This is a genomic window from bacterium, assembly GCA_019637795.1.
Lineage (GTDB): Bacteria > Desulfobacterota > Binatia > HRBIN30 > CADEER01 > JAHBUY01.
This window is the reverse complement of record JAHBUY010000006.1, coordinates 241,865-256,714: the sequence shown is the minus strand read 5'-3', so window position 1 is coordinate 256,714 and position 14,850 is coordinate 241,865. Positions and strand designations below refer to the sequence as shown.

Genomic DNA, 14,850 nt, shown 5'->3' with positions numbered 1-14,850 from the left:
CGCATTTCGCGCCGCCCGTTCAAGCGTGTTTGCGGCCGCCGCGGCGCCATGCCAGATGCCGGGCGCGCGGCCCGCCGCGGCGCGCCCACCGACCGACGATGCGGGAACGCGAGGAACGACTGGGGCTGCTGGCCGCGGCCCTGTGCGCCCTGAACGGCGCCTTCATCCCGGCGGTCGCCAAGCTGACCACCGGCCACGCCAGCCCGTTGCTGGTGGCCGCGGGCAGCAACGTCTTCGCCGGCCTCGCCGCGCTCGTGGTGCTGGCGCTGCGCGGCGAGCTGTGCTGGCTGGTGGCGCGGCCGCGCGCCTGGCGCCTGCTGGCGATCGCCGCCCTCGGCACCGCCGCCGCGCACCTGTTGCTCTACGTCGGCGCCAGCCGCACCAACGCCATCGTCACCACCCTGTGCCTGCAGATCGAGCCGGCGTACTCGCTGCTGCTCGCCTGGCTGGTGCTCGGGCATCGGCCGACGCCGCGCCGCCTGCTGGCGACCCTGCTCATCCTCGCCGGCATCGCCCTCGCGGTCGGCGCCAGCGCCATCGAGACCTCGTTCGGCGTCTGGCTCCTGCTGCTGACGCCGTTGTGCTGGCAGGCCTCGCACCTGATCGTCCTGCGCACCCTGGGCGGCAGTCCGGCGGTGGCGCTGACCAGCGCCCGCTACGCCTACGGCAGCCTGCTGCTGGCCGCCGTCTGGGTGGCGGTCGAGGGCCCCGCGGCGCTGCCGCCAGCGGCGGCGCTGTGGCCGCTGGCGCCGCTGTGGATCCTGCAGGGCCTGGTGCTCAGCTACGGCGGCACGCTGCTGTGGTACGTCGCCATCGCCCGCATCGACCTGGCGCGCGCCACCGCCATCGTCGTGCCGTCCATCCCGCTGCTCTCGCTGGCCGCGAGTTTCCTGATCCTCGGCGAGGTCGCGACCCCGGCGCAGTGGGCGGGCCTGCTGCTGACCGCGACCGGCATCCTGGCGTTCGTCGCCGACCGGGGCAGCCACGCCTGACCCTCCCTGGCCAGCGGGCGCGCCGTTTCGTATGCAGCCGCATGCGCATCGAACCCTTTCGCATCGCCGTCGACGATTCCGTGCTCGCCGATCTGCGCGACCGCCTGGCGCGGACGCGATTCCCGGACGAGATCCCGGGCTCCGGCTGGGGCTATGGGACCGAGCTCGCGTACCTGCGCGAGCTGGTCGCCTACTGGCGCGACCGCTACGACTGGCGCGCCGCCGAGGCGCGGCTGAACGCGCTGCCGCAGTTCCGGGCCGAGGTCGGCGGTCTCGGCATCCACTACATCCACGTGCGCGGCCGGGGGCCGCGGCCGTTTCCGCTCGTCATCACCCACGGCTGGCCGGGCTCGGTGGCCGAGTTCGTCGACATCGTCGGCCCGCTCGCCGACCCGGCGGCGCACGGCGGCGATCCGGCCGACGCCTTCGACGTCGTCTGTCCGTCGATGCCGGGCTACGGCTTCTCCGACCATCCCCGCGAGCCGGGGATGGATCCGGAGCGCATCGCGGCGCTGTGGGCCGAGCTCATGCAGGGGCTCGGCTACGCCCGCTTCGGCGCCCAGGGCGGCGACTGGGGGTCGATGGTCAGCACCTACCTCGGCTACCGCCACGCGCCGCGGGTCGCCGGCGTGCACCTCAACATGGTCGTCGCCTTTCCCCCCGATCCCGCCAATCCGGCCGACGGCCTGACGCAGGAGGAGCTGATCCCGCTGATGGAGGCGCAGCAGTTCCTCAAGGAGGAGACCGGCTATCAGCGCATCCAGGGCACCAAGCCGCAGACCCTGTCCTACGCGCTCAACGACTCGCCGGCCGGGCTGGCGGCGTGGATCGTCGAGAAGTTCCGCACCTGGAGCGACTGCGGCGGCGACATCGAGCGCCGCTTCAGCAAGGACCAACTGCTCACCAACATCATGCTCTACTGGGTGCCGGAGACCGCCAATTCCTCCTGCCGCCTGTACTGCGAGACGATGCGCAACGCGAAGTTCCCGCCCACCGACTTCCGCGTCGAGGTGCCGACCGGCTGCGCCATCTTTCCGCGCGAGCTGATCCGCCCGCCCCGACGCTGGGTGGAGAAGCTCTACAACGTCACCCACTGGACGCCGATGCCCGCCGGCGGCCACTTCGCCGCCATGGAGGAGCCGGCGCTGCTGGTGCAGGACATCCGGGCCTTCTTCCGCGCCCTGCGGGCGTGAGCGATCGCCGGAGCGCTCCCGTCACGCGAAGGAACGGAGACGCGGGGCGAGGGACGCATGGGCTCCCGCGGCTCCGCCGCCGCATGCCTTCGTGGCTGCGGTTCGCGCGCGAAGGCGCGCTCAGGCCCACGCCACGGCGACCTGGCGCGGGCCGCGGTAGGGCAGGCGGCCGTGGGCGACGGAGCAGTTGTCGATCGCCAGCACGTCGCCGCGCTGCCAGGGGGTGATCACCAGGTGGCGCCAGATGACGTCGCGCACGTGCTCCATGTCGGCGTCGCTGATCTCGCGGCCGTCGAGGTAGGTGCAGTGCATCGCCTGCTGCTCGGACGAGCGCAGGCGGCGCTGCAGCGCGACCATCATCTCGGCCACCTTCGCCAGCAGGCGGTGGCGCAGCGTCGGCCGCAGGGCGGCGATGCGGCGGTACTCGCCCGGCGCCGCGGAGAGGTGGAAGACCTGGGTGTGGTTGTGCCAGACGCGCTCGCCGGTGCGCGGGTGATCGCGGTGCACCGGCTGGGTGCTGATCAGGCGCAGACGGTCCTTGGGTCCCCACTGCACCTCGAAGCCCTCCGCCCGGCACTTGGCCTCGACGGCGGCCTTGTCGGTGGTGAGGAACATCTCGTCCCAGCGTTTGAGCTGCCACAGGTCGAGCGTCGCGCCGCCGCCCGGGCCGGCGTAGTTGCGGACGATGCGGATGCCGCCGGTCTCGAAGCGTTGGCGCACCGCGGGGTCGAGGTCGCGCCAGACGGCGCGGAAGTCGACCAGCGGCGTCTCGCCGCTGTTCGCCGGCGGCGCCAGCAGGCAGCAGAAGAAGACCCGCTGCGGCGGCTGGGCGACGAAGCTCATCTCGCAGTGCTCGGGGATGGGGAAGAAGGGCGGCAGCTCGCTGGCGGTGAAGACGTAGTCGGTCAGGCCGTTGCGCGGCGAGGTGCCGAGGTATTCGTTCTTCAGGTGGTCGTCGATGGCGCGGGCGACGCGCTCGAAGGTCGGCGCGTCGTCGATCGGAAAGCCGCGGAAGAGCAGGGCGCCGTGGGCGGTGAGCTGCTCCTGCACCCAGTCGGGGTGGGCGCGCAGCCAGTCGCAGAGGCGGCCGACGTCGGCGTCGTCGCTCGGCTCGATGCAGAGCGGCAGGCCCTCGGGGCTGATCACGGTGGTGCGGTACGGGATCATCGGGACAGGCGAACCACGACGGACGGCGCGGGACGACGGCGCAGGAGGACGGCGGAAAGCGTCATTCCCGACGCCGTCCGGCGCGCGAATGCGCGGCGCGGCGCGGTGGCGCCTCGTGTCGTTTGTGCCGACGCGCGCGCGCCGGCCGCGTCAACCGTGGCGGCGCGGCGACCGCGGCGGCGGCGTCCTGCAGCTCGGCGAAGGCGGCGCGGATGTCGAGCACGAAATCGTGCAGGTCGGGCAGCAGGTCCCACTCGCAGGTGAACCCCCAGCAGAGCTGGCCGTCGTAGCTGAACAGCACGATGCCGAGGCAGAGGTAGTCGGTGAGCGGGATGAGGCCGAAGTTGTCGAGCATGCGGGCGCTCATCAGGTAGAGCGGCAGTTGCGGCCCGGGCACGTTGGTGACCACGAGGTTGAACGGCAGGGCGCGGGTGAGCATGCGCGAGGCGAGGGAGAGCAGGGTCGACGGCGTCCACTCGCCGACCTGCGCCAGCACCTCGGCGCCCATCGCTTCCTTCTTCTCCTTCAACTGCTCGGTGGTCTCGCGGATCCGCGTCAGCGCGGCGCGCGGATCGCGCTCGTCGAGCGGCAGCGGCACCATCCAGGCGGAGACGCGGTTGCCGAGGGTGCCGCGCTCGTCGGTGCTGCGGACGCTGACCGGCGCCATGACCCGGAAGTCGAGATGGTCGACGTCGACCCGGTGGCGTTCCAGGAAGCGGCGGATGGCGCCGCTCACCGTCGCCAGCACGACGTCGTTGAGCGTGCCGCCGAGCGCGTTCTTGACCGCCTTGATCTCGGCGAGCGGCATGCGCAGCCAGTCGAAGCGGCGGTGCGGGCCGATCGGCCGGTTGAGCGGCGTCGCCGACACCGTGCGCACGTCGGCGAAGGCGTCGCGCGCCGCGCGCAGGCGGGCGCGCAGGTCCGAGCGCGGGTCCTGGGCGTCGCTGATCGTGCGCCGCACGGCGTCGCCGAGCGAGCGCGGCAGGGTGGTGAGCTGTTCGACCGTCTCGGCGGCGAGGTCCATCACCGTCGGCGCCGGCCGCGGGATCCACTCCGGCGCCTGGTGGATCTCGCTCGACGGCTCGAGCTGCAGCAGCACGTTCAGCAGGTCGACGCTCGACACGCCGTCCACCATGCAGTGGTGGATCTTGCTGACCATCGCGAAGCGGTCGCCCTCGAGCCCTTCGATGAACCAGATCTCCCACAGCGGCTTCGAGCGATCGAGGTGCTGCGCCATGATGCGCGCCGCCAGGCGCTTGAGCTGGCGCTCGTCGCCGGGGCGCGGCAGGGCGGTGTGGCGCACGTGGTAGTGGATGTTGAAGTGCGGGTCGTCGACCCAGATCGGCCGCTGCTGCAGGGGCAGGGTGGCGAGGCGCTGCCGGTAGCGCGGGATGAGGTGCAGGCGCGAGGCGACGTAGGCGCGGATGGCGTCGATGTCGAGACCGCCGTCGGGTCCGACCAGCGTTCCGGCCTCGAAGGTGGCCGTGCCGGCGATGTGCATCGGCGCGTTCGGCGCTTCCATGATGAGGAAGGAGTTGTCGAGGAAGGTCAGTTGGTCGTATGCGTAGCGGGGCATGGCGGACTCCTGCGCGAGCGCTGCGGCGTCGGAACCGTCTAGTAGTGGGTCGGACGCGCCCTGCCAAGCGCGCGCTGTCGGAGGGGGGCGATGAGCGACGAGGCCGACCGGGCGGCGATCACGGCGCTGATCATGGGCTACGCCGAGCGCCTCGACGCCGGCGACCTGGCGGGGGTGGCCGGCTATTTCGCCGACGCCACCTATCGCAGCGCCCAGGGCGGCGCGTACCGCGGCGCCGCGGCCGTGCGCGCGGTCCTGGAGCGGGTGGTCATCCTCTACGACGGCGTGCCGCGCACCCAGCACGTCACCACCAACCTGGTGATCGAGCTGGCGGGCGACGCGGCGACGGCGCGTTCGCGCTTCACCGTCCTCCAGGCGGCGCCGGGGGCGGCGCTGCAGCCGATCGTCGCCGGCCGCTACCACGACCGCTTCGCGCGCCACGCCGACGGCGCGTGGCGCTTCGCCGATCGCCTGATCTTCATGGATCTCGTCGGCGATCTCGGCCGCCACCTGCGGACCGGCTGAGCGTCGACTCGTTTCCATGGGCGTCTCATGCCATCGCCAGTCGGCGCCCCGCGGTGCTAGCCTCGATACACAAGACACCTTCACCACGGAGGCACGGAGACACGGAGGAGGCAGCGTCGGAATGGCGGGTGGGTGCAATCCCTAAGGCGATTCCTGATGGCGTTGGGGATCTCGCCCCGAACCACCTCGTGTCCAGGTTACTCCGTGTCTCCGTGCCTCCGTGGTGAAATCTCTTCGTCACATGAAGGCTAGCCCTGCCGCATGAGCCGCGCCGCTCGCGCCTACCTCGGGTTGTCGTTCACCAGTCTGCTGTGGGCCGGCGCCTTCATCGCCGGCAAGCTGGTGACCGCCGAGCTGACGCCGCTGGCGGCGGCCGGGCTGCGGCACCTGGCGGCGACGCTGGTGCTGCTGCCGTTCGCCTGGCGCATGCGGCGCGCCGCCAATCTGCGCGCCGCGCTGCCGTCGCTGGCGGTGATGGCGGTCTGTGGCGGGGTGCTGTACCAATGGGCGTTCATGGCGGCGCTGCAGCGCACCAGCGCGACCAACGCGGCGCTGCTGGTGGCGCTGAACCCGGCGCTCACCGTCCTCCTGGCACCCCTGGTCGGCGAGGCGCTCACCGCCGGGCGGGTCGCCGGCATCCTCCTCGCCCTCGCCGGGGCCACGGTGGTGATCACCCACGGCGACCTCGCGATCCTGGCCGGCCTGGCGGCGGCCCGCGGCGGCGATCTGCTGGCGCTCGCCGCCGCCTGCCTGTGGGCGATCTTCAACCTGGCGTCGCGCGGCGCGGTGGCGCACCTGCCGCATGCGATGACCAACGCCGTCACCTACGGCGTCGGCAGCCTGGTGACGCTGTCGCTGGCGCTGCCGACCGCGCCCTTCGCGCAGCTCGCCGCCGCCTCGGCGCCCACCATCGCGGCGCTGGCGTTCCTCGTCGTCTTCGCCTCGGTGCTCGCCGGCCAGCTCTTTCTCTTCGGCGTCCACAGCGTCGGCGTCGGGCGCACCGTGGTCTTCGTCTATCTGGTGCCGGTGCTGACCGCGCTGCTCTCGGCCCTGCTGCTCGGCGAGCCGCTGCTGCCGTCGCAGGTGCTGGGCGGCGCCCTGGTGCTGCTCGGCGTCGCCGTGACGACGCGCGCTCGCGACGTCCGCCGTCCCTCGGCGGTGCGCGGCCCGCTGCTGCTCGACGCGGAGCGCTGAGCCGGGGGCTTGAGACAGCGCGTGCCGCTGTGATCCTCTGCCTCCCGTGGCAAATCGCGTGCGCGGCATCGACCATCGCTTCGTCGAGGCGAACGGCATCCGTTTTCACGTCGCCGAGTGCGGCGGCGGCGACAAGCTGGCCCTCTTCCTGCACGGCTTTCCGGAGCTCTGGTACTCCTGGCGCTTCCAGATGCCGCTGCTGGCGCGGCTCGGCTACCGCGCCTGGGCGCCCGATCTGCGCGGCTACGGCAGGAGCGAGCGGCCGGCGCGGATGGAGGACTATGCCATCGAGACGCTGGTGGAGGACGTCGCCGCGCTCATCGACGCCGCGCCGGCCCGCGAGACGGTGCTGATCGCCCACGACTGGGGCGGGCTGATCGCCTGGGCCTTCGCCATGCGGCGGCCGCGCCCGCTGTCGCGCCTGGTGGTGATGAACCTGCCGCATCCCGCCTGCTTCGAGCGCGAGCTGCGGACGTGGCGGCAGCTCCGCCGCTCCTGGTACGCGCTGCTCTTCCAGTTGCCGTACCTGCCGGAGGCGCTGCTGCGGGCGCGCAACTACCGCGCCATCGGCGAGGCCTTCCGCGCCTCCGCCGTGGACAAATCGCGCTTTCCGGACGAGGTGCTGCAGCGCTATCGCGACAGCGCCGCCGGTCCGGGAGCGCTCACCGCCATGCTCAACTACTACCGCGCCTACGGCCGCGGCGGCGGCGGCGCCCGCCAGCGGGCGCGCGGCTATCCGCAGATCGACATCCCGACCCTGCTCATCTGGGGCGAGGAGGACGTCGCCCTCGCCAAGGAGACGACCCACGGCACCGAGGCGTACGTCCGCGATCTCACCCTCCGCTACCTGCCGCGGGTGTCGCACTGGGTGCAGCAGGAAGCTCCGGAGACCGTCAACGCCATGCTCGACGCCTTCCTCACCGGTCGGCCCGTGCCGGAGGCGGCCGAGATCGCAACGGCGGGCGCGGTGGCGGAACGCCGCTGAAGCCGTCAACGGCGTCGCGTGGGAGATCCGTCGCCAGGTCGAGAGCGGGAGAGCGGCAGGCGCGCGCACCCGGCCACGTCGATGCACGGCCGCGTCTGTCTGATCACCGGCGCGTCGTCGGGGATCGGCCGGGCGACGGCGTTGGCGCTGGCGCGCATGGGGGCCGAGCTGGTCCTGCTCTGCCGCGACCCGGCGAAGGGAGAGGCGGCGGCGGCGGAGGCGCGCGCCGCGGGCGCGCCGCGGGTGGATCTGCTGCTCGCCGACCTCGCCCGCCAGGCCGAGGTGCGGCGGGCCGCCGCCGCGTTTCTCGCCAGCGACCGACCGCTGCACGTGTTGATCAACAACGCCGGCGTGGTCAACGTGCGGCGCAGCGTCACCCCCGACGGCATCGAGACCACCTTCGCCGTCAACCATCTCGCCGCCTTCCTCCTCACCACGCTGCTGCTCGAACGGCTGCGCGCCAGCGCGCCGGCGCGGGTCGTCAACGTCGCCTCGGAGGCGCACCGGTTCGCGCCGCTCGACTTCGATGACCTGCAGAACACCCGCCGCTACCGGGTGATGCGGGTGTACGGCCAGTCGAAGCTGGCGAACATCCTCTTCACCAGCGAGCTGGCGCGGCGCCTCGCGGGCAGCGGGGTGACCGCCAACAGCCTGCATCCGGGGGCGGTGGCCACCGGCCTCGGCACCAACAACGGCGGCTGGGCGCGCGGCCTGATCCGCCTGCTGCGCCCGTTCTTCCGCGCCCCGGACGACGGCGCGGCCACCTCCGTGCACCTCGCCACCGCGCCGCAGCTCGCCGCCGTCAGCGGCCGCTACTTCGCCAACTGCCGCGAGAAGGCGCCGTCGCGCGCCGCCCGCGATGCCGAGGCCGCCGGCCGCCTCTGGGCGGTGAGCGAGGCGATGACGGCGCGCCGCCCGCCGGCCGGGTGAGCGGCGGTCGCCGTTCGCTGCCCGGCGAAACGACCCGTTGAGAGAACCGACCGGGTGTGGGATTGTGGCCGGTGCTTGTCCGCCTTTCCCCTGTCAGGTGACCGCCTCGGCGCGCTGCGCGCCGAGCTCGAGACGTTCACGCCCGCGGTCGTGCAACGCGGCGAGGGCTACGTGGAGGACGGCCGCGTGTCGGCGCTGCGCGGCGAGCCCGACCGCGTCGAGGCCACCGTCCACGGCTCCAGCGACTACCGGGTCCTCTGGTGGTGGAACGGGCGCGGTTGGGCGCACGAGTGCACCTGCCCGTACGGCGCCGGCTGCAAGCACGCCTACGCGGTCGCCAGCGCCGTGCTGGGCGGCGGCGCGCCCGCGGCCGCGCCCGCCGATCCGCTGACCCGACTGCGCGACGCCCGCGCCCTCTGGGAGCGTCAGGCGGCGCTCGACGAGCTGCTGATCGAGGCGCCGGCGGCGAGCCTGACCCCCTACGGGCCGCCACTCGAGGACCTGCTGCGCGAACCCGACGCCGACACCCGCTGCTGGCGGCTCGCGGCGGCCATCGCCGCCGAGGCCGACGGCTGGGTACCGGCGCCGCTGCGGCCGTACCTCGAGCGCGGCGACGTCGCGCATCGCTTCCGCGACCGCGAGCGCGCCGCCACCGCCGCGGCCCTGCTCGAATGGGCGCGCCAGCGCGGCGCCCATCCGCCGCGCCGGCTGCGCGTCGTGCTCAGCCTGCTGGCCGGCGCCGACGGCGCGCCGGCGATCGGCTTCGAGGTCCGTCTGACCACGCCGCGGGTGCACGACGCGCCGCGCACCGTCGCCCAGTTGCACGGCCTGCGCACCGAGAGCCTGCGCGATCCCGGGCTCTTCCCGCCCGAGCAGGCGAGCCTGCTGAGCTGGCTCGCCGACCAGGCGCAGCCGAGCGCCGCGGAGTGGAACGGCACCCGCCTGCAGGTCGGGCGACCGGTGGCGCTGCTCGAGCGGGTCGCCGCCGCCGGCGTCGGTCAATGGGGCGACGCGCTCGATCCGGCGCTGGCGGCGCGCGCCGGCGTCAGCCCGGGCGCGCCGGTGCGGGTCGGCCGCGCCGACGTCCGCGTCGTGCCCGCCAACGTCGGCGCCGGCGAGGAGCTGGCGCTCGATCTGCGCGCGCGCTGGGAGGACGGCAGCGAGCGCGCGCTCGGCGACGTGCTCTACGTGGCCGCCGAGCCGGGCGCCGGCCGCGGCGCGATGGTGCTGCGCGACGGCGAGGCCTTCGCGGTCGCCGACGAGCCGCCGCCGGCGCTGCGCAGCCGCTTCGAACGCGAGGGGCCGCTGCCGGTGCCGCGCCAGGAGCGGGCGCCGCTGATGCGCACCCTCGCCGAGGCGTTCCCGCACCTGCGCGACACGCTCGCCGCCCACACCCGCGTGCACGTCGTGGCGCCGTCGGTGGCCCTCGACCTGCGTGGCGACGACTGGCTGCAGCTCCGCGTCTTCGCGCGCAGCGGCCGCGTGCCGTGGAATCCGGGGGCGCCGCTGGCCGACGACGCCGTCGTCTTCGAGCTCTCGCCGGAACGCGGCTGGGTGCGCGCCGGTCGCAATGCCCGCCCGGCCACCGCGTTCGCCGACCTGGGCGGCGGCGCGCCGCCGCCGCCGCTGCCCGACGCGGCGGCCGAGACCGCGCCGGCGCGCGGCGACGAGGCGTGGATCGAGCTGCCCGATCCGGCGACCGTGTCGCCGCTCGCCATCTGGGTGCGCGGGCTGCCGCTGACCAGTGCGGCGCGCGCCGGCGCGCCCGATGCGAACGCCCTCGGCTGGTGGATGCGGGTCGCGCGGCGCACCCTCGAAGCGCTCGCCGAGGCCTGGGAGCAGCGGCCACCGGGCGTCTCGTTCTTCGGCACCAGCGCCGTGCGCCGGCTGCTCGGCGGCAGCCGCATCGGCGCGCCGCGGCTGCGCGTGCGCGCCAGCGGCGTCGACTGGCTGACCGTCTCGGCGGACTGGGAGGCGGAGGGCCTGCGCCTCGACGAGGCCGATCTCGCCGTCCTGCGCGCCGCCAGCGGTCCGTTCGTGAAGCTCGACGCGGGCTGGGTGCGGCGCGACCTGATCGAGGAGCACGACGACGCCGCCGGGCTGCTCGCCGATCTCGGCATCAGCCTCGACGCGGGCGAGCAGCGGGTCAGCGTCTGGCAGCTCGCCGGCGCCTCCGAGGAGGGCCTGGCGCACCTCGCCACCCTCGGCATCGATGCCGAGACGCTGGCCGCGGTCGAGGACCTGCGACAGCGGGTCGCCGCCTTCAGCGGCATCACGTCGGTGCCGCTCCCGGCCGGCCTGACGGCGACCCTGCGACCGTACCAGCGCCACGGCCTGGATTTCCTCGCCCACACCGCGCGCCTCGGCCTCGGGGCGGTGCTCGCCGACGACATGGGCCTCGGCAAGACCGTGCAGGCGCTGGCCTGGCTGCTGCACCTGCGCGAGCAGGACCCGCAGGGCGGTCCGGCGCTGGTCGTGTGTCCGGCGTCGGTGGTGCACAACTGGGCCCGCGAGACGGCCCGCTTCGCGCCCGACCTGCGGGTGCTGCTGCTGACCAGCGGCAAGGAGCGGCACGCCCTGCGCGAGGAGATCCCGGCCCACGACCTGGTGATCACCACCTATGCCCTGCTGCGCCGCGACCTCGACGACTGGACCGGCGTGCCGCTGCGCGCCGCGGTGCTCGACGAGGCGCAGTTCATCAAGAACCCGGACGCCGCCGTGGCGCGGGCCGCGCAGGCGCTCGATGCCCGCCATCGCCTGGCGCTCACCGGCACGCCGCTCGAGAACCGCGCCCTCGATCTGTGGAGCATCATGCAGTTCTGCAACCCCGGCTACCTCGGCGGGCGCGCCGCCTTCGTGCGCCGCATCGACCGGCCGGACGCGCCGCCGCACGTGCGGGCGCTGCTCGCTGCCAAGCTGCGGCCGGTGCTGCTGCGCCGCAGCAAGGGGGCGGTGGCGCCGGAGCTGCCGCCGCGCATCGAGGAACGGCGCGACTGCGAGCTCACCAGCGAGCAGCGCCAGCTCTACCTCGCCGAGCTGAAGCGCAGCCGCTCGCTGCTCGCCCAGCTCGACACCGCGGACCGCTTCGCCAAGGACAAGCTGCACGTCCTCGCCGCGCTCACCCGCCTGCGCCAGATCTGCTGCCACCCGGCGCTCGCCGGCGGCCGCGCCGATCTCGGCTCGGGCAAGTTCGACGCCCTGTTCGAGATGCTCGAGCCGCTGCTCGCCGAGGGCCACAAGGTGCTGGTGTTCTCGCAGTTCGTGCAGTGCCTGAAGCTGCTGCAGGCGGCGCTCAAGGCGCGCGGCGTGCGTTTCCACACCCTGACCGGGGCGACGACGAAGCGGGAGCAGGTCGTCACCGGGTTCCAGGACGATCCCGAGCCGTGCGTCTTCCTGATCTCGCTCAAGGCCGGCGGCACCGGTCTCAACCTCACCGCCGCGTCGTACGTGGTGCTCTTCGACCCGTGGTGGAACCCGGCCGTCGAGGCGCAGGCGATCGACCGCACGCACCGCATCGGCCAGGACCGCACGGTGATCGCCTACCGCATGCTCGCCCTGGGCACGATCGAGGAGCGCATCTGGGAGCTGCAGCAGCGCAAGGCGTCCCTGGTGCGGGACGTGCTGGGCGAGGGCGGCTTCTCGCGGGCGCTGACGCGGGACGATCTCGAGTATCTGCTGGCGGACGTCACGGCGGTGTGAGCACCGTCGGGCACGGAGGGGGGACGATGCGATCGCTGCTGGTGGTTCTGTCGCTGCTCCTGCTGGCGCCGGCCGCGCAGGGGCGCTGCACCGGCGACTGCGGGGGCGGCGGCGGAGCGGTCACCATCGACGAGCTGGTGCTGGGGGTGAACGTCGCGCTCGGCGTGGCGCCGCTGGCGGCGTGTCCGGCGTTCCCGGCGTGCGAGGTCGGGCCGGTGTGCGTCGCCGATCTCATCCGCGCCGTGCGCAACGCCCTCGAAGGCTGTCCGGCGCCGGCGCTGCCGGCGATCGTCGCCAGCGATCCCGCGCCTGGTGCGGTGGACGTGCCGCGAACCGCGTGGGTGCGGGTCGAATTCGCCGCCCCGGTCGACCCAGCCGACTTCAGCGACCTGGCGTGGGTCCAGTGCGGCAACCGGCAACTCGACCGCCGCGCCCCGGTGCGGACCACGGCGCTGTCGCCGACGGTGGTGGTCTTCGACCCGATCGGCGGCGAGCTGCCATTGCCGTCGGGCGAGGAGTGCGCGCTGATCCTGCCCGGGACTCGCATCGACTTCCGTGCCGCGCCCCGATCGGAGTCGCTGCCGACGATCCACTACGATCGTTCCGACCGCCGCCATCTGGCGCCGCTGCCCGACGACGCGTTCTACGTTGCCGACGATGACGGCGGGCATCTCGCGATCCCGGTGCCGGACGGGCCCGACGACGTGCGGCGGATCTTCGGCGGCCTGCTGCTCGGCGACGGGGCACGCCTGACCGGCTTCAGCCCGCTGGCGTACTGGGTGATCGAGCTGTCGGACGCGGTCGATCCGGCGACGGTGCCGCTGACGCCGGCGGCGTCGCTGGATCCGCTGGCGACGATGCGCCTGATCGACGTGACGCCGGGCGCCGACACCCATGGCGAGCGCATTCCGTTCCGCGTCGAGCCGCGCGACGACACCAGCGTCACGGGCGTGGTGTCGCACACGCTGCTGCTGTTTCCGTCGATTCCACTCACCGCGCACCACCAGTACGGGCTGGTGCTGACGCGGCGCGTGCTCGCCGATCCGTCGCGCCCGTTCGCGATGTCGGAGGCGATGGCGAGCTGCCTCGCCGAGCCGCCGATCGAGAGCGCGGAGTGCGCCCGCCTGCGCGCCGTCGCCGACCAGGTGCTCGCCGCCACCGCGGCGCACGGGCCGCCGATCGAGCGCGCGGACGCGGCGCTGGTGTTGCGCGCGACCATCGGCGACACGGCCCACATCGCCGACGACCAGGTGGCGGTGAAGGAGCAGATGGCGGCGGTCGAGCCGCCGGCCTACACGATTACCAGCGTCGTCCCTGGGTCCTCGGGCGATGTGGCGGCGATCGTCAGCGGCACCTGGCAGGCGCCGGACTGGCGCGACGGCCTCAACTTCGCGCGCGACGAGGCCGGGCGGCCGCGGCAAACGCGGACGCGCGCCGTGCCGTTCACCCTCGCCCTGCCGACCGCGGCCCTGCGGGGGCCGGTGCCGATCGTCATGTACCAGCACGGCAATCCCGGCAGCTCCGAGGCCGAGGTGCCGAGCGCGGCGCGGCGCTCGCTGGCGGCGCAGGGGTTCGCGGTGATCGGCTTCACCGACATCCTCAACCGCGAGCTCAGCGCCGGCGTCACCGACCAGCAGCAGGCGATCCTCGCCCAGGTGGCGCCGGTGCTGCAGTCGATCCTCGAGCGCGGCCGGGTGCCGGACTTCTGGGCCGAGACGCGCGCCGAGCAGATCGCCTTCCTGCGCTTCATCGACGGCCTCGGCGGTCTCGACGTGCTGCCGCTCGGCGCGCCGGACGGCGTCCCCGACCTCGCGCCCGAGCGGCCGCGCATGTACCTCGGCATCAGCGAGGGCGCCAACAACGGGCCGGGGATCCTGCCCTACGCCCCGGAGATCAGGGCGGCGGCGCTGGTCGCCGGCGGGGCGCGCCTCTCCGAGGTGCTGCTGCACCAGGCCGACGATCTCTTCCTCACCGTGCTCGGCGGCATCTTCCCCAACATGACGCCGGCCGACATCTGGATGGGGGTGTCGCTGTTCCAGCACCTCTACGACCCACAGGACGCGCACAACCACGCCCCGTTCCTCGCCCGCACGCCGGTGGCGCTGCCGGGCGATCCGCCGCAGCGCGCCAGCGTGCTGCTGGTCGAGGGGCTCGACGACACGCTGGTGCCGAACCACGCCACGGACTCGCTGGCGTGGTCGCTCGGCCCGCTGCCGCACCTGGCGCCGGTGCAGCGCGCGGTGCCCTTCCTCGAGGTCGTCAGCGGCCCGCTGCAGGGCAACCTGGCGGCGGATCGCAGCGGCGCCTTCTACCAGTACGTGCCCACCGGCGTCGCCGGCATCGATCCGACTCCGGGCTGCGCCGTGCTGTCGCCGGCCATCGGCGGCGAGGGCCACTACTGCGCCCAGAGCGCCGCCGAGTCGTTCCTGCAGCGGGCGACGTTCTTCACCTCGGCACTCGACGGCGTGCCGCTGATCATCGATCCGCTGGCGCAGGGCGCGTTGGCGCCGGTCGGCATGTCGGCCGAGGAGCTGGTGCGCTGAGCGCGGAGCGGCGCCGCGACCCCCTCGCGTCCGTTCGTGGTGCAGT

Annotated in this window: 10 protein-coding genes; 8 read left to right on the top strand and 2 right to left on the bottom strand. The window is 73.9% G+C overall.

Annotation, left to right across the window (positions count from 1 at the left end; genetic code table 11):
• Positions 1 to 98: 98 nt before the first annotated feature.
• Together KF840_20985 and KF840_20980 are read left to right on the top strand one after the other, a co-directional pair.
• Entirely contained in the window at positions 99 to 992 is an 894-nt protein-coding gene (locus KF840_20985; GenBank protein MBX3027382.1) for a DMT family transporter, read from the top strand.
• A gap of 41 nt (positions 993 to 1,033) precedes the next feature.
• The gene (locus KF840_20980; protein ID MBX3027381.1) at positions 1,034 to 2,185 is read left to right on the top strand and encodes an epoxide hydrolase; all 1,152 of its coding nucleotides are present in this window, start codon (positions 1,034 to 1,036) and stop codon (positions 2,183 to 2,185) included.
• A 120-nt stretch (positions 2,186 to 2,305) separates the two neighbouring features.
• Here the strand turns inward: KF840_20980 and KF840_20975 are convergent, their stop codons facing one another.
• Both KF840_20975 and KF840_20970 read right to left on the bottom strand, forming a co-directional pair.
• Positions 2,306 to 3,352 (bottom strand): TauD/TfdA family dioxygenase, encoded by a 1,047-nt coding sequence (locus tag KF840_20975; protein MBX3027380.1) that lies wholly within the window; start codon positions 3,350 to 3,352, stop codon positions 2,306 to 2,308.
• 61 nt (positions 3,353 to 3,413) lie between these two features.
• Positions 3,414 to 4,928 (bottom strand): wax ester/triacylglycerol synthase family O-acyltransferase, encoded by a 1,515-nt coding sequence (locus tag KF840_20970; protein MBX3027379.1) that lies wholly within the window; start codon positions 4,926 to 4,928, stop codon positions 3,414 to 3,416.
• A gap of 90 nt (positions 4,929 to 5,018) precedes the next feature.
• On the opposite strand from KF840_20970, the gene KF840_20965 reads away from it, so the two are divergent.
• The 6 genes from KF840_20965 to KF840_20940 all read left to right on the top strand — a co-directional run bounded on the left by KF840_20965 (position 5,019) and on the right by KF840_20940 (position 14,804).
• A complete protein-coding gene (locus KF840_20965) occupies positions 5,019 to 5,453 on the top strand; it encodes a nuclear transport factor 2 family protein (GenBank protein ID MBX3027378.1) in 435 nt (144 codons plus the stop codon).
• A gap of 261 nt (positions 5,454 to 5,714) precedes the next feature.
• Positions 5,715 to 6,647: a DMT family transporter gene (locus tag KF840_20960; protein ID MBX3027377.1), complete on the top strand. Its 933-nt coding sequence runs from the start codon at positions 5,715 to 5,717 to the stop codon at positions 6,645 to 6,647.
• Positions 6,648 to 6,705: 58 nt separating this feature from the next.
• Positions 6,706 to 7,632: an alpha/beta hydrolase gene (locus KF840_20955; GenBank protein ID MBX3027376.1), complete on the top strand. Its 927-nt coding sequence runs from the start codon at positions 6,706 to 6,708 to the stop codon at positions 7,630 to 7,632.
• Positions 7,633 to 7,713: 81 nt separating this feature from the next.
• Positions 7,714 to 8,562 (top strand): SDR family oxidoreductase, encoded by an 849-nt coding sequence (locus tag KF840_20950; GenBank protein MBX3027375.1) that lies wholly within the window; start codon positions 7,714 to 7,716, stop codon positions 8,560 to 8,562.
• A gap of 75 nt (positions 8,563 to 8,637) precedes the next feature.
• Complete coding sequence (locus KF840_20945) at positions 8,638 to 12,261, top strand: DEAD/DEAH box helicase (GenBank protein ID MBX3027374.1); 3,624 nt, start codon at positions 8,638 to 8,640, stop codon at positions 12,259 to 12,261.
• A 26-nt stretch (positions 12,262 to 12,287) separates the two neighbouring features.
• Positions 12,288 to 14,804 carry a hypothetical protein gene (locus KF840_20940; GenBank protein MBX3027373.1) on the top strand — a complete coding sequence of 839 codons (2,517 nt, stop codon included), beginning with the start codon at positions 12,288 to 12,290 and terminating at the stop codon, positions 14,802 to 14,804.
• The last annotated feature ends 46 nt before the right edge of the window (positions 14,805 to 14,850 follow it).